This is a genomic window from uncultured Streptococcus sp., from assembly GCF_963516515.1.
In the GTDB taxonomy this organism is placed as follows: domain Bacteria; phylum Bacillota; class Bacilli; order Lactobacillales; family Streptococcaceae; genus Streptococcus.
The window spans coordinates 1-24149 of sequence record NZ_CAUQCJ010000027.1 but is presented as its reverse complement, the minus strand read 5'-3'; the positions used below and the strand labels follow the sequence as shown (position 1 = coordinate 24149).

The 24149-nt window shown below is 38.5% G+C and carries 23 protein-coding genes and 3 pseudogenes; 9 read left to right on the top strand and 17 right to left on the bottom strand.

The annotated features are described in order from the left end of the window. The coding region (locus RYL77_RS06470) for a LysM peptidoglycan-binding domain-containing protein (protein ID WP_315010680.1) at positions 1-529 on the bottom strand (529 nt) is incomplete at its 3' end. 240 nt (positions 530-769) lie between these two features. Here RYL77_RS06470 and sdaAB point away from each other — a divergent pair. The 3 genes from sdaAB to RYL77_RS06455 are packed head-to-tail and all read left to right on the top strand — an operon-like array spanning position 770 to position 2976. Continuing rightward, a complete protein-coding gene (gene sdaAB, locus RYL77_RS06465) occupies positions 770-1441 on the top strand; it encodes an L-serine ammonia-lyase, iron-sulfur-dependent subunit beta (protein ID WP_000838912.1) in 672 nt (223 codons plus the stop codon). Positions 1442-1449: 8 nt separating this feature from the next. After that, on the top strand, positions 1450-2322 hold the full coding sequence (gene sdaAA, locus RYL77_RS06460; RefSeq protein WP_000500052.1) for an L-serine ammonia-lyase, iron-sulfur-dependent, subunit alpha: 873 nt from the start codon (positions 1450-1452) through the stop codon (positions 2320-2322). Positions 2323-2343: 21 nt separating this feature from the next. Beyond that, the gene (locus RYL77_RS06455; RefSeq protein ID WP_315010679.1) at positions 2344-2976 is read left to right on the top strand and encodes an HAD family hydrolase; all 633 of its coding nucleotides are present in this window, start codon (positions 2344-2346) and stop codon (positions 2974-2976) included. Between the two features lie 113 nt (positions 2977-3089). On the opposite strand, the gene RYL77_RS06450 is transcribed toward RYL77_RS06455, so the two are convergent. Further along, positions 3090-4940 carry a nucleoside-diphosphate sugar epimerase/dehydratase gene (locus RYL77_RS06450; RefSeq protein ID WP_315010678.1) on the bottom strand — a complete coding sequence of 617 codons (1851 nt, stop codon included), beginning with the start codon at positions 4938-4940 and terminating at the stop codon, positions 3090-3092. Positions 4941-5025: 85 nt separating this feature from the next. Next, the gene (locus RYL77_RS06445; RefSeq protein ID WP_315010677.1) at positions 5026-5856 is read right to left on the bottom strand and encodes a glycosyltransferase; all 831 of its coding nucleotides are present in this window, start codon (positions 5854-5856) and stop codon (positions 5026-5028) included. A 154-nt stretch (positions 5857-6010) separates the two neighbouring features. Here RYL77_RS06445 and RYL77_RS06440 point away from each other — a divergent pair, with 154 nt between their 5' ends. The 5 genes from RYL77_RS06440 to RYL77_RS06420 all read left to right on the top strand — a co-directional run bounded on the left by RYL77_RS06440 (position 6011) and on the right by RYL77_RS06420 (position 10248). Then, positions 6011-7177 (top strand): MFS transporter, encoded by a 1167-nt coding sequence (locus RYL77_RS06440; RefSeq protein ID WP_315010676.1) that lies wholly within the window; start codon positions 6011-6013, stop codon positions 7175-7177. A gap of 138 nt (positions 7178-7315) precedes the next feature. Beyond that, complete coding sequence (locus tag RYL77_RS06435; protein WP_000273856.1) at positions 7316-7642, top strand: PadR family transcriptional regulator; 327 nt, start codon at positions 7316-7318, stop codon at positions 7640-7642. Next, the gene (locus RYL77_RS06430; protein WP_100127963.1) at positions 7629-8222 is read left to right on the top strand and encodes a DUF1700 domain-containing protein; all 594 of its coding nucleotides are present in this window, start codon (positions 7629-7631) and stop codon (positions 8220-8222) included. Before RYL77_RS06435 ends, RYL77_RS06430 begins: the two co-directional genes overlap by 14 nt. After that, positions 8215-9126, top strand: a complete 912-nt coding sequence (locus RYL77_RS06425) for a DUF4097 family beta strand repeat-containing protein (RefSeq protein WP_315010675.1) — start codon at positions 8215-8217, stop codon at positions 9124-9126. Before RYL77_RS06430 ends, RYL77_RS06425 begins: the two co-directional genes overlap by 8 nt. A gap of 57 nt (positions 9127-9183) precedes the next feature. Beyond that, positions 9184-10248, top strand: coding sequence for a DUF6574 domain-containing protein (locus RYL77_RS06420; protein WP_315010674.1), 1065 nt, complete (start codon positions 9184-9186; stop codon positions 10246-10248). A gap of 388 nt (positions 10249-10636) precedes the next feature. On the opposite strand, the gene RYL77_RS06415 is transcribed toward RYL77_RS06420, so the two are convergent. The 7 genes from RYL77_RS06415 to RYL77_RS06385 all read right to left on the bottom strand — a co-directional run bounded on the left by RYL77_RS06415 (position 10637) and on the right by RYL77_RS06385 (position 17179). After that, the gene (locus tag RYL77_RS06415; protein WP_315010673.1) at positions 10637-12667 is read right to left on the bottom strand and encodes an ATP-binding cassette domain-containing protein; all 2031 of its coding nucleotides are present in this window, start codon (positions 12665-12667) and stop codon (positions 10637-10639) included. After that, on the bottom strand, positions 12660-13241 hold the full coding sequence (locus RYL77_RS06410; protein WP_315010672.1) for a hypothetical protein: 582 nt from the start codon (positions 13239-13241) through the stop codon (positions 12660-12662). The genes RYL77_RS06415 and RYL77_RS06410 overlap by 8 nt, the downstream gene beginning before the upstream one ends. An 8-nt stretch (positions 13242-13249) precedes the next feature. Then, on the bottom strand, positions 13250-13942 hold the full coding sequence (locus RYL77_RS06405) for an ABC transporter permease (RefSeq protein ID WP_315010671.1): 693 nt from the start codon (positions 13940-13942) through the stop codon (positions 13250-13252). A gap of 23 nt (positions 13943-13965) precedes the next feature. After that, positions 13966-14829 carry an ATP-binding cassette domain-containing protein gene (locus RYL77_RS06400; protein WP_315010669.1) on the bottom strand — a complete coding sequence of 288 codons (864 nt, stop codon included), beginning with the start codon at positions 14827-14829 and terminating at the stop codon, positions 13966-13968. Between the two features lie 472 nt (positions 14830-15301). Further along, the gene (locus tag RYL77_RS06395) at positions 15302-15892 is read right to left on the bottom strand and encodes a TlpA disulfide reductase family protein (protein ID WP_315010667.1); all 591 of its coding nucleotides are present in this window, start codon (positions 15890-15892) and stop codon (positions 15302-15304) included. Further along, positions 15892-16113, bottom strand: a complete 222-nt coding sequence (locus tag RYL77_RS06390) for a hypothetical protein (RefSeq protein ID WP_315010666.1) — start codon at positions 16111-16113, stop codon at positions 15892-15894. The genes RYL77_RS06395 and RYL77_RS06390 overlap by 1 nt, the downstream gene beginning before the upstream one ends. 142 nt (positions 16114-16255) lie before the next feature. Further along, complete coding sequence (locus tag RYL77_RS06385; protein ID WP_315010664.1) at positions 16256-17179, bottom strand: XRE family transcriptional regulator; 924 nt, start codon at positions 17177-17179, stop codon at positions 16256-16258. A gap of 150 nt (positions 17180-17329) precedes the next feature. Between RYL77_RS06385 and RYL77_RS06380 the strand changes: the two are divergent. Next, positions 17330-17596, top strand: a pseudogene (locus tag RYL77_RS06380) (DUF6574 domain-containing protein); the annotation flags it as partial. 70 nt (positions 17597-17666) lie between these two features. On the opposite strand, the gene RYL77_RS06375 reads toward RYL77_RS06380, so the two are convergent. From RYL77_RS06375 to RYL77_RS06345, 7 genes and pseudogenes are all read right to left on the bottom strand, one after another. After that, positions 17667-18527 carry a DUF4299 family protein gene (locus tag RYL77_RS06375; RefSeq protein WP_315010662.1) on the bottom strand — a complete coding sequence of 287 codons (861 nt, stop codon included), beginning with the start codon at positions 18525-18527 and terminating at the stop codon, positions 17667-17669. A 122-nt stretch (positions 18528-18649) separates the two neighbouring features. Continuing rightward, positions 18650-19636 (bottom strand): rhodanese-related sulfurtransferase, encoded by a 987-nt coding sequence (locus RYL77_RS06370; protein ID WP_020899966.1) that lies wholly within the window; start codon positions 19634-19636, stop codon positions 18650-18652. A 131-nt stretch (positions 19637-19767) separates the two neighbouring features. Next, complete coding sequence (locus tag RYL77_RS06365; protein ID WP_315010661.1) at positions 19768-20064, bottom strand: bacteriocin immunity protein; 297 nt, start codon at positions 20062-20064, stop codon at positions 19768-19770. Between the two features lie 67 nt (positions 20065-20131). Beyond that, a pseudogene (locus RYL77_RS06360) lies at positions 20132-20215 on the bottom strand (CPBP family intramembrane glutamate endopeptidase); the annotation flags it as partial. Between the two features lie 119 nt (positions 20216-20334). Then, complete coding sequence (locus tag RYL77_RS06355) at positions 20335-20571, bottom strand: hypothetical protein (protein ID WP_315010659.1); 237 nt, start codon at positions 20569-20571, stop codon at positions 20335-20337. Between the two features lie 127 nt (positions 20572-20698). Beyond that, positions 20699-21124 (bottom strand): annotated as a pseudogene (locus RYL77_RS06350) (IS30 family transposase); the annotation flags it as partial. An 812-nt stretch (positions 21125-21936) separates the two neighbouring features. Continuing rightward, a partial coding sequence (locus RYL77_RS06345; RefSeq protein ID WP_315010658.1) for an LPXTG cell wall anchor domain-containing protein occupies positions 21937-24149 on the bottom strand: 2213 nt, incomplete at its 5' end.

Here is a 24149-nt window from a genome sequence, read left to right as displayed (position 1 = left end):
TTTCAGCTGAGTAGTCACCGTTCAAGTATGAATCTGTCAATTGGTAACGTCCGATATAACGTCCGTTTGTAGCTGTGTAGCTACCGCCTGATTCTTTTTGAGCGATCCATTCTTTAGCTTCTGCTTCAGATCCGCTTACAGTTGAAGCAACAGTTTCTTCTGCTACTGTTTCGCTTGCTACTGGAGTTTCCTCCTCTACTTCTGTAGTTTCTGCCACTGTGGCTGAAACAGTTTCATCTTGGGCAGCTGGTGCTTCATAAGTCGTTGAAGCTGATGCTACTGGCGTTGCTGGACCATCGATAACCAACTCTTGACCAACATAAATCATATGGATGTTGTCAATGTGATTGTTTTCTGCCAATTTCTCAACAGTTGTGTTGTGAGTTTCAGCGATTTCTGAAAGTGTATCACCTTCTTTAACTGTGTAAGTTGATGATTCTTGAGCAGATACAAATGATGGAGCAAATACTGCAAACAAGGCAGCTACTCCTGCAAGAGTTGTTTTAATCTTTTTAGTTGTTGATTTCATATTTGAAAATTCTCCTTCTTTCTATAGTTCTATCATACCCTTTAAATATTACTGTTTCTTGACACTTTTATGTAGAAATATTACAAAATTATTTTTTATTTCCCTAAATAAGGTGTTTTTTGTCATAAAAGATACTATTTTTATGCTATTTGTAGTGTAAAAAGGTTTTCATCCACAATTAAAGCCAAGACCCTCATTCTTTGATATAATAGAGATAAGAATTTTTATAAGGGGAAACTGATGAAATCACTTCGTTTTCAATCTGTCTTTGATATCATCGGACCAGTTATGATTGGCCCATCTAGTAGCCATACCGCTGGTGCTGTTCGTATTGGAAAGATTGTCTCTTCCATTTTTGATGATACTCCGACAGAAGTCGAATTCCAACTTTTTAACTCATTTGCCAAGACCTATCGTGGTCACGGGACAGACCTAGCCCTTGTTGCAGGTATTTTGGGCATGGATACAGATGATCCCGAAATCCCAAACAGTCTGGAGATTGCCCACAAACGTGGCATCAAGATTGTCTGGACCATTCAGAAAGACAGTAATGCTCCTCATCCAAACACCACTAAAATTACCGTCAAAAATGCCCACAAGACCATCAGTGTGACTGGTATTTCTATCGGTGGAGGGAATATTCAGGTCACCGAACTCAATGGCTTTGCCGTCTCTCTCAATATGAATACACCGACTATCATCATTGTTCATCAAGATATTCCAGGTATGATTGCCCTCGTTACGGAGGCTCTTTCCCGCTATGGTATCAATATCGCCCAGATGAATGTTACTCGTGAAAAAGCTGGTGAAAAAGCCATTATGATTATCGAAGTCGACAGTCGCAACTGTGATGAGGCTATCGAAGAAATTCGAAAAATCCCTCATCTCCACAATGTCAATTTCTTTAAATAGGAGGAAGCATGTTTTATTCTATCAAAGAATTGGTCGAGCAAGCAGAACTGGACTTTCAAGGAAATGTCGCAGAACTCATGATTACAACAGAGTTTGAATTGACCGGTCGTGAACGTGAAGAAGTCCTCCTTCTCATGGAACGCAATCTGGAAGTCATGAAAGCCTCTGTCCAACTTGGCCTCAATGAAAATAAATCTCGTAGTGGCCTGACAGGTGGAGATGCTGCCAAATTGGATCACTACATCAAAAACGGAAAAACCTTGTCAGATTACACGATTCTCTCTGCTGCCCGAAATGCTATCGCAGTCAATGAACACAATGCCAAAATGGGCTTAGTCTGTGCCACTCCAACCGCTGGAAGTGCTGGCTGTCTGCCTTCAGTTCTCACTGCTGCTATTGAAAAATTAGACCTCAGCCACGAGCAACAGCTGGATTTCCTCTTTGCTGCCGGTGCCTTTGGACTAGTCATCGCAAACAACGCCTCTATCTCGGGTGCTGAGGGCGGTTGCCAAGCTGAGGTTGGTTCAGCCTCTGCTATGAGCGCTGCCGCCTTGACTCTAGCTGCAGGCGGAACACCTTATCAGGCCAGCCAGGCTATTGCCTTTGTCATTAAAAACATGCTAGGCCTCATCTGTGATCCTGTTGCTGGTTTGGTTGAAGTTCCCTGCGTCAAGCGCAATGCCATGGGAGCTAGCTTTGCCTTCATCGCAGCAGACATGGCCTTGGCAGGTATCGAATCTAAAATCCCTGTGGATGAAGTTATCGATGCCATGTACCAAGTAGGAGCAAGCATGCCAACTGCCTTTCGTGAAACAGCTGAAGGTGGACTCGCTGCCACACCTACTGGTCGTCGCCTCCAAAAAGAAATTTTCGGAGAATAAGCTTATCAAATAGGAGAAACTATGACCTCTATCTCAGCTATCTTTTTTGATCTGGATGGAACCCTCGTTGACAGTTCTATCGGGATTCACAATGCCTTTACTCATACTTTTAAGGAACTGGGGGTGCCTAGTCCTGATGCCAAAACTATTCGTGGTTTTATGGGACCGCCTCTCGAAAGTAGTTTTGCGACCTGCCTTCCCAAAGACCAAATTTCTGAGGCTATCCAGATATACCGTTCTTACTACAAGGCAAAAGGCATCCATGAAGCTCAGCTCTTCCCTCAGATTGTAGAATTACTTCAAGAACTATCCAAGAATTACCCTCTTTATATCACCACTACAAAGAATACTCCAACCGCTCAAGACATGACTAAAAACTTGGGAATCTATCATTTCTTTGATGGCATTTATGGTTCCAGCCCTGAAGCACCCCATAAGGCAGATGTCATTCGCCAAGCCTTACAGACACATCAACTAGCACCAGAACAAGCCATCATCATCGGAGATACCAAGTTTGATATGCTGGGAGCTCAAGAAACAGGCATTCAGAAATTGGCCGTCACTTGGGGATTTGGAGAGCAAGCAGACTTGCTTAACTATCATCCTGATTATATCGCCCATACCCCCTTAGAGGTTTTAGAGTATTTTCAATAACATAGACTGGACAACAACTCTATTTCAGAAGAAAATGAAGTAAATCTATACATAACAAAACGCATATTATCAAGACCACTTTTAAAGTCCTGATAATATGCGTTTTGCTTTTTTTATTCAACGTGGGTGGTTTGATTGGCAAAGGCGATAATGGCTTGCTTCAATTCATCTCCACTGAGAGTTCGGAACTCTTCAATTTTTTGGTCGATAGCTTCTAGAGGCATGACATTAACCTTACCAACGAAAATCTTATCCATAACCTGATTATCAACCAGTTCGGTTGACACCAAGAGTTCTTCGTAGAGTTTTTCACCTGGACGGATTCCAACTTCAACGATTGGAATTTCGCTCTCAGTGTGTCCACTTAGAAGGACCATTTTCTTGGCCAAGTCATAAATCTTGACTGGTTTGCCCATATCAAGGATAAAGACTTCTCCATCCTTGGCATAAGCACCAGCATGGATAACCAAACGGCTAGCTTCTGGAATGGTCATAAAGTAACGGGTCATGCGGAAGTCTGTCACCGTTACAGGCCCACCTTCAGCAATCTGACGCTCAAAGACTGGAATCACACTACCACGGCTACCAAGAACATTCCCAAAACGAACCGCACAGTAGGTCGATTGGCTACGTTGGTTAAAGCCAGTGACAATCAACTCAGCCACGCGCTTGGTTGCTCCCATAACATTTGGTGGATTAACCGCCTTATCTGTCGAAATCATAACCATCTTAGGTACTTTGGCTTCATCAACAGCCTTAGCAACGTTGTAAGTTCCACGGATATTGTTTTTGAAGGCTTCTTTTGGATTGCGCTCCATCATAGGAACGTGCTTGTGGGCAGCCGCATGATAAACAATAGCTGGCTTGTACTGCTCAAAGACTTGCAACAAGCGGTCATAGTCTTGAATATCTGCGATAACTGGCACATAATCAATCCCTTGGAACTTACGAATCAATTCATGATAAACGAGGTAGATTGAGTTTTCCCCATGACCGAGCAAGACAATGCGTTCAGGATTGAAGCGGCTAACTTGGCGACAGATTTCAGAACCGATTGAGCCACCAGCACCTGTAACCAAGATTGTCTTACCTGTCAGTTCTGCGCCCAGACGCGATTCGTCAAGACGAATTTCCTGACGGCCCAAAAGGTCTGTGATATCAATCTTCTGGAAGCCTCCACCTGCTTGGTGAAGTCCCTGAACAACTGTTTCAACCTTAGGCATCTTGTAACATTTGACACCCAGCTTATTACACATCTGCAAGATACGTTCATATTCTGACGGGTCAAGCGACGGAATCGCAACGATAACACGCTCGATTTGATGGCGTTTGGCTAATTCAGGCAGATCATCATATGAACCCAAAACAGGGATTCCACCAAGTTTTTGGCCCTTTTTCTTAGAATCCTTGTCCAAAATACCGACAAGTTCTAATTCACTAGTTGGATGTTGGTAACTATCCATAAAGAGAGCTCCACCATCACCGGCACCAATCAAGAAGGTCCGACGGTGTTCTCCATCACCACTTCCCTTTTTGCGTTTAGAGTAGATTAACTGCCAAGTAATCCGTGGCAATAAAATCAAGAAGGTACTCAACAAGATAAAGAGAATGATAAAACGGATTGAAAATAGAGGTAAGAAGGCATAGCAGATACTATATGACAAGACACTGCTCGCAGTCACACCAAAAAAGATTTTCATAAAATCCGTAATCTTGCTGTAACGACTAATACTAGCGTTCAACCCCCAAAATCCAATCATCAATTGATAAAACAAGAAGGCCAAACTCGTATAGATAATGTAGTCAACAGGTGCTGGATTAATCAATCCGTAGAATAAGATATAAGATACAATGATGGAAACCACCATACTGAAAATATCAAATATTCCCCAGAAAACCTGTTTTTGTTGTTTATTTAAAATTTCCACCAGATCAATCACATAATCTGTTAGTTTTTTATTCATGTCAATCTACTCCTCCTTAAAAGAGCTGGATATTTATATTGTTATTATAACACTTTTTATCCAGTTTACGATTTGCTACAATCTTTTACTTGCTTTTTCTTAACAGTTTCATAAAAATAAACTGTCGGACAAATCCGGGACAAAGGGCAACAATCATCTGAATGGCAACACTCTTGGCATACTCCATGTAAGAAATTTGCCCTCTCTTCAGCATGCGCTGACGAGCTTGACGATAGAGTTTGAGATAACGCAGTCCCCCACGACGCTCAAACATTCCTGCTCCAACACGAACCTTACACAAGATTTGATCCAGATTTCCAGTCTTGGCTCCTGCAGCAATCATATTGAGCCAGAGGAGGTCATCCTCCATATAAAGGCCATCTTCATAATTGCCTGCCTTGAGAACCATGTCCTTCTTGAACATGACAGTCATGTGGTTAAAGGCACTTCTCATCCTTTGATAAGCTACAATCTCTGCATGCTGGGTTGGAACACGACGGTAAGAAACAATCTCATCAGGATTGTCAATAAACTCTGCAATATGTCCACCTAATAGGTCGAGCTTGTCCTTCTCCATTAGCTGAACCTGTTTCTCAAAACGGTCTGGAACAGCTATATCATCCGTATCCATACGGGCAATAATATCATACTGACACTGCAAAACACCCTGTCGAAGAGCCAGACCCAAACCTTGATTCTGCTCAAGAGGATAGCGTTTCACTGGAATATCAGACTCAGCTTCAACCTGGTCTAATACCTGATAGAGCTCAGGTGTCAAAGGCCCATCCTCAACCAGAACCAATTCGCTCGGTTTCAGGGTCTGATTTTGAATACTATTAATGGCATCTCTCAAAAATGTCGGATTTTCCTTTACATAGACCGACATCAAGACGCTGATTTTTTGCTTTTCAGACACAGTTTTTCTCCAATATATAGATTTCCTTCCACTATTTTATCATAATTTTCAAGACTTTCCCATTTTTATCTTGAAAGCCAGAAACCTTACTTGACATTATAGGGAAAAAGCCTTAAAATAAGCTGTTATTAAAATCAGCTAGAAGAGGTATTTTATGAAAAAGCAATCACTCTTTTTTGTTCCAGGTATTATCCTGATTGGTGTTTCCTTGCGGACTCCTTTTACTGTTTTACCCATTATTTTGGGAGATATTGCTCAAGGACTAGGAGTCGAAGTTAGTTCGCTTGGTGTCTTGACCAGCCTTCCTCTCCTCATGTTTACCCTCTTCTCGCTCTTTTCTACCCGACTGGCTCAGAAAATCGGCTTAGAGCATCTCTTCACCTACAGCCTCTTCTTCTTGACCATTGGCTCACTTATTCGACTAATCAATCTCCCCCTTCTCTATCTAGGAACCTTGATGGTTGGGGCAAGTATCGCAGTCATCAACGTTCTGCTTCCTAGTCTCATCCAAGCTAATCAACCAAAGAAGATTGGTTTTCTGACCACCTTATATGTAACTTCTATGGGGATTGCGACGGCTCTGGCTTCCTATCTGGCTGTGCCTATTACACAAGCCAGTTCTTGGAAAGGACTTATCATCCTCCTCACCCTGCTCTGTCTAACAACTTTTTTGGTCTGGCTACCCAATCACCGCTATAATCACAGACTGGCTCCACAAACCAAACAAAAAAGCCAAACAAAGGTTATGCGTAATAAACAGGTCTGGGCAGTGATTGTCTTTGCAGGTTTTCAATCCTTGCTCTTTTACACCGCTATGACCTGGCTACCTACCATGGCTATCCACGCAGGCCTATCCAGTCACGAAGCTGGCTTGTTGACTTCTATCTTCTCTCTGATTAGCATTCCTTTTTCAATGACCATCCCAAGCCTGACAACCAGCTTGTCAACTCGCAACCGTCAGCTCATGCTCACTCTGGTTTCACTAGCTGGTGTGGTCGGTATTTCCATGCTCTTTTTCCCGATCAATAATTTCTTTTACTGGCTTGCCATCCATCTTCTCATCGGAACTGCAACCAGCGCCCTCTTCCCTTATCTCATGGTCAACTTTTCACTTAAGACAAGCGCCCCTGAAAAGACTGCCCAATTGTCTGGCTTATCTCAAACAGGAGGCTATATCCTAGCAGCCTTTGGGCCAACCCTCTTTGGTTACAGTTTTGACCTTTTCCACTCTTGGGTGCCAGCTGTAGCTGCCCTCTTACTCGTCGATATCCTGATGACTGTGGCCCTCTTTACAGTGGACAGAGCTGATAAAATCCTTTAAACTTCTAGTTTTGGCTAGAAGTTTTTTATATATAAAAATTTTACACATTTCTCTTGACAGGGCTTTCTTTTAGATGTACAATGTATGTGTAGAAAAATTATATATAAAAATCTTACACATTAGAAAAGGAGGTTTCCCATGTACTTTCCAACATCCTCTGCCTTGATTGAATTTCTCATCTTGGCCGTACTGGAGCAGGATGATTCTTATGGTTATGAGATTAGCCAAACCATTAAGCTTATCGCTAATATCAAAGAATCTACGCTCTATCCCATTCTCAAAAAATTGGAGGGCAATAACTTTCTGACCACCTATTCTAGAGAGTTCCAAGGTCGCATGCGCAAATACTACTCCTTAACAAATGGTGGTATAGAGCAGCTCGTGACCCTAAAAGATGAATGGGCACTCTATACAGACACCATTAATGGCATCATAGAAGGGAGTATCCGCCATGACAAGAACTGAATACCTGACTCAGCTAGAACTCTATCTCAAGAAACTGCCTCAGGCTGACCAAATTGAAGCCATGGACTATTTCAGGGAACTCTTTGACGATGCTGGAGTCGATGGAGAAGAAGAACTCATCGCTAGCTTGGGAACTCCCAAAGAAGCGGCCCACGAAGTTCTCTCTAATCTTCTCGATAAAAAAATCAATGAGGCACCCGCTCAAAAGAATAACCGACAAATTTTGCATATCGCCTTGTTAGCTCTCCTTGCAGCACCCATCGGTATTCCTCTGGGAATCGCCATCCTCGTGTCCCTGTTCGCAATCCTTGTGGCAGCCTTGACTGTCATTCTAGCTTTCTTTGCGGTTTCCATACTTGGTATCATCGGTGGATTCCTATTTTTAGTTGAAAGTTTCACTGTCTTAGCCCAAGCTAAATCAGCCTTTATCTTGATTTTTGGTTCTGGTTTACTAGCTATCGGTGCTTCTTCACTAGTCTTACTAGGTATTTCCTATGTAGCCCGCTTCTTCGGCCTACTCATTGTTCGCCTGGTGCAATTTGTTCTCAAAAAAGGAAAGAGAGGTGACCAGCATGCGTAAATTGACAAAAGGATTTCTCATTTTTGGTGTGGTGACTACCGTTATCGGCTTTATCCTGCTCTTTGTAGGCATCCAATCTGACGGGATTAAGAGTTTACTTGCCATGTCCAAGGAGCCTGTCTATGATAGTCGGATGGAAGAGTTGACCTTTGGCAAGGAAGTCGAAAACCTAGAGATTACGCTCCACCAACACGCGCTGACCATCACAGACTCTTTCGATGATCAAATCCACATTTCTTACCATCCATCTCTTTCTGCTCACCATGATCTTATCACAAATCAGAACGATAAAACGCTGAGCCTCACTGATAAGAAACTGTCTGAAAGTCCGTTTCTCTCTTCTGGAATTGGCGGGATTCTCCATGTCGCAAGTAACTACTCTCGTCGTTTTGAAGAAGTTATTCTACAAGTTCCAAAAGGAAGAAGTCTAAAAGGAATCAACGTCTCAACCAATCGCGGTCAAACCAGTATCACTAATGCCACTCTTGAAAATGCGACCCTCAATACAAACAGCTATATCCTCCGAATTGAAGGAAGTCGTATCAAAAACAGTAAACTCACAACCCCTAATATCGTTAATATCTTTGATACAGACCTTACAGATAGTCAGCTAGAGTCAACAGAGAATCACTTCCACGCTGAAAATATTAAAGTATATGGTAAAGTAGAACTATCTTCTAAAAATGTGCTCAGTATCATGCTAACTCAAAAAGAAAGCCAAGAAATTAACTTAGACCTCTCGAGTCACCATGGTCCTATTTATCAGTTATCGAGAGATGAGAGTCAACGCCACCCCAACGAATTAAGCAACCCTTACAAAACTGAAAAAACTGATGCAAAAGGTCAACTCATCGCTAAGGCTGATGATTATATTAGTCTTGAAACTACAGCTAACAGACCTTAATAAACCTATTTATATCGACCACTATGACACATAACCCACTAAAAAGGAGGTTCTACCATGAAACAAGAATGGTTTGAAAGTAATGATTTTGTAAAAACAACAAGCAAGAACAAACCTGAAGAGCAAGCTCAAGAGGTTGCAGACAAGGCTGAAGAAACGATAGCCGATCTCGATACACCAATTGAAAAAAATACTCAAGTAGAGGAGGAAGTCTCTCAAGCTGAAGTCGAACTGGAAAGCCAGCAAGAAGAGAAAATTGAAACGCCTGAAGACAGTGAAGCGAGAACAGAAATAGAAGAAAAGAAAGCATTAGATTCTACTGAAGAAGAGCAAGATCTTTCTAAAGAAACAGAAAAAGTCACTATAGCTGAAGAGAGTCAAGAAGCACTTCCTCAGCAAAAACCAACCACGAAAGAGCCCCTTCTTATCAGTCAATCCTTAGAAAGTCCCTATATCCCCGACCAAGCTCCAAAATCTACGGATAGATGGAAAGAGCAAGCGCTTGATTTTTGGTCTTGGCTAGTGGAAGCAATCAAATCTCCTACGAGCAAGCTTGAAACAAGTAGCACACACAGTTACACAGCCTTTCTCTTGCTCATTCTGTTTTCTGCATCTTCCTTTTTCTTTAGTATCTACCACATCAAACATGCTTACTATGGACATATAGCAACTATGCATAATCACTTCCCTGAACAATTTGCTTCATTAAATCTCTTTTCGATTATCTCTATCCTAGTAGCAACAACACTCTTCTTCTTTTCATTCCTCTTGGGTAGTTTCGTTGTGAGACGATTTATCCACCAAGAAAAGGACTGGACGCTAGAAAAGGTTCTCCAACAATATAGTCAACTCTTGGCAATTCCAATCTTCCTCACTGCCATTGCTAGTTTCTTTGCCTTCTTTGACAGCCTACGATTTACAGCCCTCTTGTGTGTGATTAGCATTGGAATCATTCTGCTTGCCAGTCTCCATATCATTACAAGACCTAGTCAAGCAAGTGAAACCGACTCCTTCTATCAATTATTCTTGTCTGTCCTTGTGAACGGAGTTATTATCCTCCTCTTCTTTGTAGCTGAAGTGGCACTGATTGGAGATTATCTTCGTATATTGGCCTTTCTTTAAACTTCATACTCTTCGAAAATCTCTTCAAACCACGTCAGCTTCGCCTTACCGTAGAAATATGTTCCTGACTTTGTCAGTCTTATCTACAACCTCAAAACAGTGTTTTGAGCAGCCTGCGGCTAGCTTCCTAGTTTGCTCTTTGATTTTCATTGAGTAGCAATCCTGTCTTTCATGGCAGGATTTTTCTATGCCAAAAAGCAAGTCGATTGACCTGCTTCTGCTTTACTTTTCTTGTGCTAATGCTTTAAAATCTTGTCCTAGGATGGGTTGTATTTCTAGAGTTCAGTAGTATCATAATATTTCTATGAAGTTCGTTATTCAAAATATTATGCAAACTAGTTATATGTAAAATTAAGATTAGAAACCACCAATCTCCAGTTGTTAACTTTTAATGAAATTCGTCCATGTTAATAACTTTACTTGCTCTAGCAATAACATCCTTATCATGAGTCACGACAATAACAATCTTTTCCTCGTTCACTAATTTCTCAACCTCATTTAGAAATAATTCAGTTGAGTTTCTGTCCAAATTTCCTGTAGGCTCGTCAAATAGATAGATGTCCTTTTCTTGCGATAAACTCCTCATGAGTAGAATTTTTTGTTTCTGACCTTGCGAAATATTGGTGGCTTTCCCATCAATCTGATGACTCAGAGCTATATTGAGATTCAAACTATCAAGATTATTTGATTCATAGTTTTCCTTATTAAATAGGGTGAAATTAATATTTTTTGAAACACTTCCAGGAAATACATGAAATTCAGATGAATACACGCTTAAATAATCCAAAATATTAGTTTCCTCTAAAGTAGAAAAACTTTCCATTCCATTCAGTACAAGATTCCCCTCTGTTGGAGAAGATAATCCCTGAATAATATTCAAAAGGGATGATTTCCCAGTTCCATTGCCGCCTGTAATAACGGTTAATTCACCACTATTAAACTCGAAATCTAATTTATTAAACACCAATCTTTCATCCCATTTTTTACATAAATTCCGACATGACAATTGTTCAATTTTAGATACTGGAATGGTAGCAAGATTACTTTCCATCCCTACTTCCTCTAGTCCAATAAACTCAAAGGAATATTGACTTTTTTTCAATGCTACCCAAGATGTAATTAAAGAATTTAAAATGCTGGATAACAGTAATAGAATCAAAATACTATTTGCATACTCTGATATATGTGCGTAATCTCTAATAATATTCACAGTAACAAGCAAAAATGAACCAGTTAAACCAATAAATATCTGCGTAGAAGCTAATAATCTATTGGTAATATGTGTACTATCTAGTTTCGTTCCCAACAGTTCATTGAGTCTTTCATCAAATTCTTTGATGAAGTCGCTAGATTTTTGGAAACTTATAATATCTTGCAAACCATAAATTGTATTTTCTACAAGAGAACTAAAGTTAGAACTATTAGCAATAAATTCTCGCTGATTTTTTACAACTTTTCGTATCTCAAAATTGACATATAAACCAAGAATAGCTATAGATACGCATGTAACTGCGAAAATAATAATATTCAATTTTAATAGCAATAACAGTAGCAAACAGAACACTAAAAGCTGTACCTTTAAGTAAAATTTTTGCATAATACCTGTTGCTGATAACAACAAATTCCAAAAATAACTACTAACATACTCATAATTCTTAGTTAAAGAAAAATCATTTAATTGATTCTGATAAAAAGAGGACAGAATATCATTTAAAAAATTATTCTCAATCTTTCCTTTTAATCTCGTTTCTAATATAGAGAACTGCCAATACAAATATGAAGCTAATATTATTGAAGCTAGGGTAAATAGTTGAATACTAAACTGAATGTTAAGTAGACCAGACACTGTTATTTGTAGTAAAAAAGCAATAGCAATAGGTAAACTAATTTTAGCCAATCCCAAGAAAAAGATTGCAAACTTTCTCTTCCAACCAAGTGAAGCTAGAAATCTATGATATAACTTATCTGCATAGCTTATCGTAACAATATCTTTTCTATCTTCTGAATTAACATTCTCATTCTTTTGAGGAATTAAAACAATTCCTACACTCTGACTAAAAAGTTCTAATCTTGAAATTTTCTCAATTTCCTCATTTGCAGGATCAGAAACAATCAATGAACTACTGTCTCCATCCAACACGACGATATAATGAGGCAAGCTAGCTCTTTCTACTACCAGTAAATAAGGAAATGATACGTTGTTTAACAAACTAGGAGTCTCAATTTGATAAGAGTCCGCATCAATACCATAGCTTTTTAGTATATCTTCTATATCAAACAAAGACAGTCCTTGGTGGTTATTGTTATCAAATTGTAGACTATCTAAATGTTCTAATTTTGGGAAATAGTAAGAAATGATTGTCTTTACACAAGCCATTCCACAATCCAGCAAAGTTGCTTGTTTATAGTGGCTAACCATTATTTTCTCCTTTTTCAACACTTATCTTACTATAACCATCAACTTCAATGACGCTATTCGAAGTTTGATTTGTCGTAGGAACCCTTAAAACTTCTCCTGTATTATTTGTATGTAAAGTATAGATTCCATCAAAGTCTTCAGGAACTGTAATAGATACATCACCAACAAGAGTATCTATAAATATTTTTTCGAAAGTCGCATTTTTCCCTAAGGAAATGGTTACATATAACTTATCTTTCCCTTGTGAACTCAAAGCCAAATTAAAGCCATGTTGTGAAAATGGAATATATAGACTATCTGAACTCATTTTAACGTTTTTAGTTATGTTATTCACTGATTCTTCGGAAACTTTTCCTTCTATTTGAACACTTGTTTCATCTGATTCACTCTTGACAACTTTAACATCAATTGCTTGCTTTGAACCATAAAACTCTAACGTTTTAATACTTTTAGAAGAAAGAGCCCACGATTGTTTTACACTGATTGTCGTCTCTCCTCGTTTTAAGGTTAATAAAATTCCAGCCACTACAACTAGTAACAACAGCCCAATTACAATTCCTATTTTTTTCATCATTAGTACTCCTACTTAAATTCTTTTTTACTGAATACAACAAACGCAAGTACAATCATTGCTATACTTACCAATATAGGATAGCTTACATTCGTAAGGGTAAATTGACTTACTCCAGGAGATGCTTTCAAATTTAAAGTCATAAGCAAATAGTCTCTCACACTCTCACCAGAGTTTGGAAGGACATAAGCCAATAGGTTATCAAATAGTAAAATGTAGAGTGTATAAATCATACATGATTCATAAACCTTATCAAATATTTGAAAAATCAATAACGAGATACTGATAATAACCAAATAGTATGGTAATTGGTGTAAAAATGTTGAAACAATCAACACCAAGTCTCCCTCCAAATAGACAAGAGCTGTTAAACCATAAAAAATAGTTACATATAGGAAAGACAAACAAAAGGCTCCCAAAGTTTTATATAAAAATAACTTCCATCGTTGGTTTTCTTTTGTGAGTAGAATATTAATCGTACGAAAACTATAATCTTCCCCCCAGAAAAATAAATTAGTAGAGATGAAAAGCAAAGGAATAAAACCACTTACATTTGAAATCAATACTCGAAATTCTGGTTCATCTCCATTCGATGACTTAAAAAATAAGGAGAATAACAAAATCAATAATCCTATCAACAAACTAGGAAGCACTCCTCTTTTTTCCCAGTAAAATTTATACATATCTGCTTTAAGAGAACTCATGATTCTCCTCCTTTCTTAAATCATCAGATAATATTACGCAAATAGTAGTCCTCAAAGCGTTCCTTCTTTATATATATATCCTGTATCACTAGATTTGAAGCAACACTATATTCCAAGATAACCATTAATTTTTCCTTTTCTGGCACAACCAGATAGTCCTCCTGCTCAAAATGAACAATTCCCTCTTCTTTTAAAAACGTTTTTAGAATCTGATTAGCACTCGTCTTAAGAAAGAGCTTTTCCGACAAATCATTTGCTAGCTCTTTTGAACTCATCACATTTAGAATTTTTCCTTTTTTCATGATGATATACTTATCTGTTATAAACTCCAACTCCGATAGGATATGGCTTGAAATCAAAAAGGTAACTCCCAACTGATCCCTTAAATTCAAAATCATTTTTCTTAAATCTGAAATCCCTTGAGGATCTAAACCATTCACTGGTTCATCTAAGATAATAAGCTCTGGATTATCCAAAAGAGCAATTGCTATCGATAATCTTTGCTTCATTCCAAGAGAATAGTTTTTTACTTTTCTGTCCCATGATGTTTGGGGTAGGCGAACCAATTCCAACATTTTTATGGTATCTGTCTTTAAACCAAATCTTGTTTTATAATATTGCAAGTGTTGACGTCCAGTCAAGTTTGGATAAAGGGCAGGTGATTCGATAATACTGCCAATCTTATGCTGAGAAACACTCTTGATTTCTCCCTTATCAGCTCGAATGAGTCCTAGGAGAATTCTCATTAATGTTGTCTTTCCAGCACCATTCTCTCCGATAAGACCACATATTTCCCCTTGCTCAATATCAAAGGAAATATTATGTAGAACCTGTTCTTTCCCATATGTTTTATCAATATTTTTAAGACTTAAAATCACACGATTCATAGTTTCTCTCCGTTCATTATATTAAAAAGTCTCTGACAAGGAATGAACCCTGCCAGAGATTTTTAGCTTACGTTAACTCCAGCAGAAGAATCCAATACCTGCAATCATTCCATAAATACCGAGTGGTGAAACAGCACAAAATTGCCCTGCCACAATGTGTTTTTTATGTTTATTACTTAATCTTTTCATCACTTAACTCTCCTTTTAATCCCAACAAAGTAGACCTATTCCATATGGGAGACCTATAATACAAAAGCGACCTGCTACAATGTGTTGTTTATTTTTGTTACTTAGTTTTCTCACTACTTCATCCTCCTATTTAATCCCAGCAAAATAGACCTATTCCGTATGGGAGACCTATAATACAAAAGCGACCTGCTACAATGTGTCTTTTGACACGTCCAGTTAGTTTTCTCATTAGAAAACCCTCCTTTTAAAAATTTTTTTATAATAACTAAATGAGATCCTCATTTCAGTCATTTATTAACTGTTTTAAATCTTTAGACAAGATTTCTTCGCTTCCTTGTTCTACATAAATTTGTTTCACTATCCCATCTTTATCCACTATAAATATTGTTGGAATAGCTTTTACATCAAAAAACTTAAAAACTTGTAAATCTTGATCTATATAAACTGGAAAGGTAAAACCCTGATTCCTTAAAAATTTATGAGAGGTTTCAAGTGTTTCACGTTCCCCATCAACTATATCCACCATAAAGAAATCAACTTTATCTTGGTATTTATCATAAAGGTGCTGAATGATTGGGAGCTCTTTTTGGCAATCAGGACACCAACTAGCCCAGAACACCACAACCTTTGGTCTAAACTTATAATCTGATAGTTGAACCTGTGCTCCCTCATTAGAGGTTAACAATGCATTCTTGAATGTTGTATTTTTAGTTTTTGAAATATATTGTTTTATTTCCTCCTCTTTTTTTAAGAGGAGCTCTTGCGCTGTTTCTTCTTGATGATGAGATTCCTGGTTTTGATAGTAAAATCCTGCTAAAAATAAGGATGCTATCACAAGAAGAAACATTGTCTCTACAACATGTTTTTTTGACATCATGGATCGTCCTCCACTTCTGAAATTTTAAAACTTTCGATAATAGATAATTCTTCTGGTAAGATTAAAACTCGCTCTTCGCCTGCATCTAAAATAGCTAAACGGAATGGTTCCTTATTCAACTCTATTTGTACCAACTTTTGCTCCGCCGTGTTATTTCGAAACAGCAAACTGTGGCGAGTTTGTGTAAACGTCTCTAGCGAGATACTAAAATCTTCCATTTCTATCTCCTATCCATAAAACCAAAAACTAAGACTTAAGAATACTTCAAATCCAAACATTTTTCTTTCCTCCTTATCTCTTGTTCTTTATGATTAAAGTATAGCGCTTTCAAAAATAAAAAAACATGACAAAAATGTCATGTTAGCTCTCCATTTCCTCAAAAGTTTTTATATCTTTTTCTTTTTCTCCCAATATACGCGCTTCTAATACTTGGTCTCCAAATGCTTGAGCACAAATAATAGCTCTATCGTATAAGCGGATGGCTTTTTCCTTATCCCGTTTATGAAATAAGGTACACATAGCATCTAGCATATCAACAATTGGCTTGTTTTGAAAATCCTGCGATAAAATCATCAGCGTGTTCATCGCCTTAACATAAGGCTCAAAAGTAGAGTAAGATTTTTCCATCCATTGAACAGCTAAAGAATCAAGTACCGTTCTCTTTAACATATAAGCTGTCTCTAAATCGGATGAATTTGTTTCTCTTATAAGTTTTTTAGAAAGCATCCAAAATAGTTCATGATGATACTCAGTCGGTCTTGCCAAACATGAACCAAAGTACAATTTTATCAGAAGCAAATCATTCACCGAATAGTTTTTCCTTATCTTTACTTGTTCAAAATATTCATCCAGCAAAGCATCTCCAAAACCTGCATCTTCACTTACAAAGACATCAAAACTAGCTTGTAAGGCACTAACTGCAATCTGCTCATCCTCAGGTAGACTGTCATAATAGTGTTCGTAAACTCTTTCAAACAACTCTTCCTTAACCTGGATTCTATCATCATCTCCATAAGTTTGAAACTTAATGAGTTTATCCTTTAATATCAAGTACTCTGAGGGTAAAATCATATGATCCATATCTACTATATGTGAAATTGGACAGCCTAGTTTGTAAGCTATATACTCTACCTTGGATAAACTCGGGGAAGACTGGCCTGATTCAATTCGTGCTAGTTGGCGCACCGTTATCTCAGTTTCATCATCACAAAGAGTTTCACGAGTGATATGTTTCATCTCTCGCAACATTCGGATTCTTTTACCTACTTCTATTTTTATATCCATTTGTTTACTCTCCTGATAACTATTTCCATATAAAAAATAAATTTCCTGTATATATTTTACTATTTTCTATGGAGATAAGCAATATTTGAAATATATATAACTATCTTTGCGTTATATCATAAATTTCAGTTTAACTATTACTACACCTAGGCAATTCCAATCTTCCTCACTGCCATTGCTAGTTCCTTTGCCTTCTTTGATAGCCTACGATTTACAGCCCTCTTGTGTGTGATTAGCATTGGAATCATTCTGCTTGCTAGCCTCCATATCATTACGAGACCTAGTCAATCAAGTGAAACCGACTCCTTCTATCAGTTATTCTTATCTGTCCTTGTTAACGGAGTCATTATCCTCCTCTTCTTTGTAGCTGAAGTCGCACTGATTGGAGATTATCTTCGTATCTTGGCCTTTCTTTAAACTTTAATCCTGTCTTCCATGGCAGGATTTTTTATATGCTAAAAAGCAAGTCGATTGACCTGCTTCTGCTTTACTCTTCCTGTGCTAATGCTTTAAAATCTTTGTCTAAGATGGGTTGTATTTCTAATTGATTGGCGTCTAGTTGGTGGTAAGATGCTGATGGTAGTGACTCTAAGAATCTTTCATAGTCCAAGCGAGCGATAGCTTCATAGTCTTCTGATTTAGAGCCGTCTCCTGTGATTTGAACCAAGTCAATCTCCCACTGGACTTCCTTATCCACCAATTGCTCAATATAGGCTGCAGGAACAAATGGTTCTCTCGGTAAAACAGTCTTGACCCCTTGAGCCAGATGGTAAACACCGTGCACTTGGCCTTCTCCATCCTGATAGAAGAAAACTCTTGCAAAGTAGGCATCTGTCTCTTGAACCGCACGTACACGTGCTTCAAACTGTGCCAAGCCATCTGCCTCTAAAAAGCTTTTCAAGTCCTCATGACTAAAGAAAACAGGATTAAAAATTCCTTGGCAAATCGTAAAACGAGCCGCAGTGTCTGCAATATGAGCTTGAATACTTGCTTGGAAATAAGCTTCAAAGTCAAAACCATCTAGCCCCTCAATCTCAGTTCCTGTGTAAGCAAGCAGGGCATCTAAAAATGACTTGATGATCTCCCAGTCTGTCTTCGTTAGTAGCTCAGGAAGATCGACACGGTAACCCTTTTGACCATCAGCATAACTGACCTTAAAGAGAAATTGTGATTGCCCCACTATCGCACACTCGATATACTCGAGACGGTTAAGAGGCTGACGGAGATAGACAGCATCATAGCTATGCGACTCCAAACCATCTAGCAAGGCCAAGATCGACTTGGCAGTCAAAATCTCTTGTTCTCCTAAAATGCTCTGTTTATTTGGAATAAAAAATGTTTTCGTCATAACTGGACTCCTTTTGAAATCGTTTACATATAGTATACTCTATTTTTCTGAAAGATACAGAAACAAACTTTAGATTTTTGAGTAAAAAGCATAGAAAAACAGCCCCTAAGGACTGTTTAATCTTATACAGTAGCTGCTTGATCCAAGCTTTCACCGATAGCGGCTAGGCGCTCGATAACTTCAGCTTGTGTCAATTCATTTTCTGAAACATAGCGGTTACGTGGGTGAACACGGCACTCGTGTGAGCATCCACGAAGGTACTTGTCTTCATTTTCTTCTGATGTCAAGATACGACGGTTACAGAATGGATTTCCACAGTTGACATAACGTTCACATGGTGTTCCATCAAACCAGTCTTTCCCTACGATGGTTGGGTTGACATGGTTAACATCTACGGCAATACGCTCGTCAAAGACATACATTTTTCCATCCCAAAGTTCACCTTGGACTTCTGGGTCTTTACCGTAAGTTGCAATTCCTCCGTGCAATTGTCCGACATCTTTGTAGCCTTCACGGACCATCCAACCTGAGAATTTCTCACAGCGAACACCACCTGTACAGTAAACCACGACGCGCTTGTCCATGAATTTTTCCTTGTTATCACGAACCCATTGTGGCAACTCACGGAAGTTGCGGATATCTGGGCGGATAGCCCCACGGAAATGTCCTAGGTCGTACTCATAATCGTTACGTGTGTCAAGGACAACGGTATCTTCGTCAAGAAGGGCTTCTTTGAACTCTTTTGGAGACAAGTAAGCACCTGTTGTTTCAAGTGGGTTGATGTCGTTGTCAAAGTCGTTGTCTTCCAAACCAAGGTGGACAATTTCTTTCTTGTAGCGAACAAACATCTTCTTGAAGGCTTGTTCATTTTCTTCGTCAATCTTGAACCAGAGGTCTTCCATTCCTGGGAGGCTGTGAACGTAGTCCATGTATTTTTGAGTTGTTTCGTAGTCACCTGAAACGGTTCCGTTAATTCCCTCGTCAGCGACTAGGATACGGCCTTTAAGGCCGATTGATTTACAGAAAGCCAAGTGGTCTGCAGCAAATTGCTCTGCATTTTCAATTGGAGTATAAAGGTAGTAAAGTAAGACACGAATATCTTTTGCCATAAGATTTGTTCTCTTTTCTATTCTTAAATTTTCAGAATTTTTCATCTAACTATACTAGTATACCTGCTTGAGAAAACGAATGCAATTTATTTGACTGGAAATTTTAAAAGGTGGCCTGTCCCTGCATTTCATTAGTAACCATAGCGAATAGCAGATAATTCTCTCAACTTTTTTATCTGTTCGGATTGACCTTCTGACAAAATCAGTTTATTGTCAATCAACACACGTGAGATGTCAACGTTCATTCGGCTCAGGATAAATGGGGTAGAGGTCCCATCGTCCTCTAATCGTCTTTTATAACTCACTAACTGATTTTTCAAGGGAGTCAGTTGAGGCGTATCCTTTATATCTTCCAATAGATGATCTATGATCGCCATCGCTTCACAACGTCTTTCGCTTCCTCCGGCAAACCATTTTAATGGTGTCATACTCATTTACCTCCTGAAATTCGTTTATAATTTGAAAAACTATAATCCCTAACTCTCGCGCCAGTATTTACCCAAATACCCTATGTAAAAAAGTCAGCAAAAATGGTAATGTTGCGAAAATATTATTGATAACATAAGACGCATAGGCAGGATTGAAGTTTAAAAAATAAAACTTAATCTTAACTACCGATTTAGCAACTAATCTGGCAAGCCACAGTAAATCATCTCATTGGAATAATAAGTCTGTCTAGACTAAACTTAAAATTTTGTTTAGAGGCTGAACAAAAACTCAATTTCAGGAGAAAACAAAGTAAATCTTCCCACAATAAAACTGACATAATAAAAATCCTCATCGCTCCAAACAGCACTATCCATGCAAAAACTATGAGTATGATCATCTGTAAAATCAAAACTCCCTAAAACCACAGCTATCAACTCTGCTTTTGGGAATATGTATATGCCGATAGCAACTTTTCCAAATTTGACAGAAATAACCAAAGAAGCCACAGATAATAGCTTTTCAGCCTCTATTTCCTGTTTTATTCATTTTAAATGTACCATAATCCCTCCAATAGTCAAGCAAAATAATTTCTTTTAATCTATCATCCCTCTTGAGTTTATCGAACTAAGTCACCTATAACTCGAAAAAGGTATAGAAATAGAATGTTTCACGAGAAACACTCAATTTCAAGTTAACTAGCAAGAAGTCTTCTATTGTAAGCTTGTAGGACAATCATTTTTTCAAATAGTTGTTGAAGTAATTTTCGATGAATGCAACCACTTTATAAACGTTTTCTTATTTTCTTTAGGTAGCCATCTCTAAATGATTCTGTTGTGATTCTCATTAGTTCCCCCTTTCTCAAGAGATATAGGGGTTTACATAGCAGATATGTTCCTTAGAAAACACATTAGTCCAGCGATTGAGTTCTGTTCTATTATCTCCCGTAATGGAACGATTTTGATGTTGTTTTAAGATAAATTTGAGAGCCTGATTAACAGACTTAGCACTGTTATTTGGAATCAATCGGATAATTTAATGTCTACTTCTTCTATCATCAAGAAAAGTGTATAGTAGTTTAGTAAAAAGTATCAACCTTTTATACTAAATAAAGCAACAAACTAAAGAATCTTTCCTAACCAACTAAAAGAACTCATTTATAAGTATGGATCAGACTTACAACATCAATAACAAATCTTTAGCAAGAAAAAATTGATGTGAGCTACTGTTTGATTTCTGAAAAGTATAATAACTACCTTGATAGAAGACACTGATGATGTTCGATATACCTATCATACTCAACAGATAAAGGCTTGTTTGGGTTACAAGAGATGTAATCTGAGAGGTAAGCGCCAAGTGAGAATTGACATGGGATTGGTACTTATGGCCAATAACCTCCTAAAACATAATATATAGAACCTAGAATAGTACACCACTATTACTAAAACATTTCTAGAGATTAATACTCAATGAAAATCAAAGAGCAAACTAGGAAGCTAGCCGTAGGCTGCTCAAAACACTGTTTTGAGGTTGTAGATGGAACTGACGAAGTCAGCTCAAAGCACGGCTTTGAGGTTGCAGATAAAACTGACGAAGTCAGTAACATATATACGTCAAGGCGAAGCTGACGTGGTTTGAAGAGATTTTCGAAGAGTATAATTTGACTTTCCTAATTGATTTGTTCAGATCTTATTCCAATCTACTATACAATAAGAGAACAACTCAAAATTAAAAAGCTAGAGTTTCGCAATTGGAAATCTCTAGCTTTTTTGTGGTTGAGAACTATTTTGTCTCAGGCTCTTTCTTATGAGAGGTACTTGCTTAAGCTTTAAAAATCGGATTTATCATCTGATCTTTATCAAACAATCTATCAATTAAGCTTCTTCGTCTTCTTTACGACGACGGCCTGCAAGGCCAAGACCAAGTACTGCACTTGCGGCAGCTGCTACCATAGATACTACAGAATCTGCTGTACCCGTATTTGGCAATTCTTTAGCCACTGTACGTGTATTTGCTTGTGCTGATGCTGTTTGACTAGTATTTGCTGCTGCTTGAGTTGTAGCTGGAGTTGCATGATCAGTTGATAGAGCAACTTTCGCCATGAAGTCTTCGATACGTTTAACCATTGCATCCACTTCTGCTTGACTTGCGTCTGCATTAGCAAATACTTTCTTAGCGTCTGCTAACAAGTCATTCGCTTCTTTTGCATTTTCTGCATCAAGATTAGCTGATTCTTTGATGATTAATTCATCTAATTGACGAATAGCGCCTTCTAACTTAGCTTTATCCACTTTTGAGTCAGTGTTAGTAGCTCCGTTATTTCCTCCACCATTTGATGGTACATAAGGACGTTGTTTGAAGATATCTTTAGCTACTATTGTGTAAACTTTCCCATCTTTAGTAATTACAGTTGCATTTCCTGCGCTGTCAAAGATAACTTCTACTACATTAGCATTTGCTCCTTTAATCTTAGCTTTTGCAGCTTCTTTTTCTGCATCTGTTAAGTTATTGAGGTCTGCTACTGTTTCTTTTTCGAAGTCAAGGTTGATGTTTTCACCATTGTTCTTAGCTGCAACATCTTTAGCATCTTTAACTAATTGAGCTACTGGAATTGTTGCTGTCTTACCTTCTGGTGTTGTGACTGTCGCGTTACCTTTATCATCTACTACTACAGTCGATCCTGGATTTACTGCTTTAATTGATTCTTTAACTTTTTCAATTTCATCAGCTGTTAATTTAGCTTTATCTCCAACTAACACTCTAGTTGCTGGTGTGTTTACACCATTTTGTTGAGTTGGATCAGTTAATTTATCTTCTGGAATTACTAAGTCAAGTTCTGGGATTACTAATACTGTTCCATCACCTTTAGTAACGATTACATCACCTTTATCATTTACTACTACAGTTGATCCTGGGTTTACATCCTCTACTGCTTTCTTAACTTTTCCTTTTTCTTCATCTGTTAAGTTAGCTGGATCTTTTACTACTGTCTTAGTTGCTGGTGTGTTTGCTCCATTTCCTGCATTTGCTTTACCTGCGTCTGCTGCTGACTTAGTTAAGTCTGCTGCTGGAATTGTTGCTGTTTTACCTTCTGATGTTGTGACTGTCGCGTTGCCTTTATCGTCTACTACAACTTTAGATCCTGGATTTACTGCTTTAACTTTGTCTTCTATTGCTTTCTTCTCAGCATCTGTTAAGTTAGCTGGATCTTTTACTACTGTCTTAGTTGCTGGTGTGTTTACTGCATTTCCTGCATTTGCTTTACCTGCATCTGCTGCTGACTTAGTCAAATCTGTTGCTGGGATTACCGCGGTCTTATCTGCTGGGGTTGTGACTGTGGCGTTGCCTTTATCGTCTACGACAACTTTAGATCCTGGGTTGACTGCTTTAACTTTGTCTTCGATGGCTTTCTTCTCAGCATCTGTTAAGTTAGCTGGATCTTTAACTTCTACCTTAGCTGCTGGTGTGTTTACTGCATTTCCTGCGTTTGGTTTAGCTTCATCTGCTGCTGACTTAGTCAAGTCTGTTGCTGGGATAACCGCTGTCTTACCTTCTGGGGTTGTGACTGTGGCGTTGCCTTTATCGTCTACGACTACAGTCGATCCTGGATTTACTGCTTTAACCTTATCTTCAATCGCTGTCTTCTCAGCGTCTGTAAGTTTGTCTGGGTTAGCAACTACAGTTTTATCCGCTGGTTTAACGATGTCATCACCTGCATTTGGTTTGGCTGCATCCGCTGCTGACTTAGTCAAGTCTGTTGCTGGAATTACGGCTGTCTTACCTGCTGGAGTTGTAACTGTCGCATTTCCTTTATCGTCCACTACTACAGTTGAACCTGGGTTAACAGCTTTAACCTTATCTTCGATGGCTTTCTTCTCTTCTGGAGTTAACGCATCTGGATTTGCTACTACTGTCTTATCCGCTGGTTTAACGATGTCATTGCCTGCATTTGGTTTAGCTGCATCCGCTGCTGACTTAGTCAAGTCTGTTGATGGGATTACCGCTGTCTTACCTGCTGGAGTTGTAACTGTGGCGTTGCCTTTATCGTCCACTACTACAGTTGAACCTGGGTTAACAGCTTTAACCT

Coding starts and splice junctions, on each gene's coding strand:
- sdaAB (WP_000838912.1), top strand. CDS start 770: ATGAAATCACTTCGTTTTCAATCTGTCTTTGATATCATCGGACCAGTT.
- sdaAA (WP_000500052.1), top strand. CDS start 1,450: ATGTTTTATTCTATCAAAGAATTGGTCGAGCAAGCAGAACTGGACTTT.
- RYL77_RS06455 (WP_315010679.1), top strand. CDS start 2,344: ATGACCTCTATCTCAGCTATCTTTTTTGATCTGGATGGAACCCTCGTT.
- RYL77_RS06450 (WP_315010678.1), bottom strand. CDS start 4,940: ATGAATAAAAAACTAACAGATTATGTGATTGATCTGGTGGAAATTTTA.
- RYL77_RS06440 (WP_315010676.1), top strand. CDS start 6,011: ATGAAAAAGCAATCACTCTTTTTTGTTCCAGGTATTATCCTGATTGGT.
- RYL77_RS06435 (WP_000273856.1), top strand. CDS start 7,316: ATGTACTTTCCAACATCCTCTGCCTTGATTGAATTTCTCATCTTGGCC.
- RYL77_RS06430 (WP_100127963.1), top strand. CDS start 7,629: ATGACAAGAACTGAATACCTGACTCAGCTAGAACTCTATCTCAAGAAA.
- RYL77_RS06425 (WP_315010675.1), top strand. CDS start 8,215: ATGCGTAAATTGACAAAAGGATTTCTCATTTTTGGTGTGGTGACTACC.
- RYL77_RS06420 (WP_315010674.1), top strand. CDS start 9,184: ATGAAACAAGAATGGTTTGAAAGTAATGATTTTGTAAAAACAACAAGC.
- RYL77_RS06415 (WP_315010673.1), bottom strand. CDS start 12,667: ATGGTTAGCCACTATAAACAAGCAACTTTGCTGGATTGTGGAATGGCT.
- RYL77_RS06410 (WP_315010672.1), bottom strand. CDS start 13,241: ATGATGAAAAAAATAGGAATTGTAATTGGGCTGTTGTTACTAGTTGTA.
- RYL77_RS06405 (WP_315010671.1), bottom strand. CDS start 13,942: ATGAGTTCTCTTAAAGCAGATATGTATAAATTTTACTGGGAAAAAAGA.
- RYL77_RS06400 (WP_315010669.1), bottom strand. CDS start 14,829: ATGAATCGTGTGATTTTAAGTCTTAAAAATATTGATAAAACATATGGG.
- RYL77_RS06395 (WP_315010667.1), bottom strand. CDS start 15,892: ATGTCAAAAAAACATGTTGTAGAGACAATGTTTCTTCTTGTGATAGCA.
- RYL77_RS06390 (WP_315010666.1), bottom strand. CDS start 16,113: ATGGAAGATTTTAGTATCTCGCTAGAGACGTTTACACAAACTCGCCAC.
- RYL77_RS06385 (WP_315010664.1), bottom strand. CDS start 17,179: ATGGATATAAAAATAGAAGTAGGTAAAAGAATCCGAATGTTGCGAGAG.
- RYL77_RS06375 (WP_315010662.1), bottom strand. CDS start 18,527: ATGACGAAAACATTTTTTATTCCAAATAAACAGAGCATTTTAGGAGAA.
- RYL77_RS06370 (WP_020899966.1), bottom strand. CDS start 19,636: ATGGCAAAAGATATTCGTGTCTTACTTTACTACCTTTATACTCCAATT.
- RYL77_RS06365 (WP_315010661.1), bottom strand. CDS start 20,064: ATGACACCATTAAAATGGTTTGCCGGAGGAAGCGAAAGACGTTGTGAA.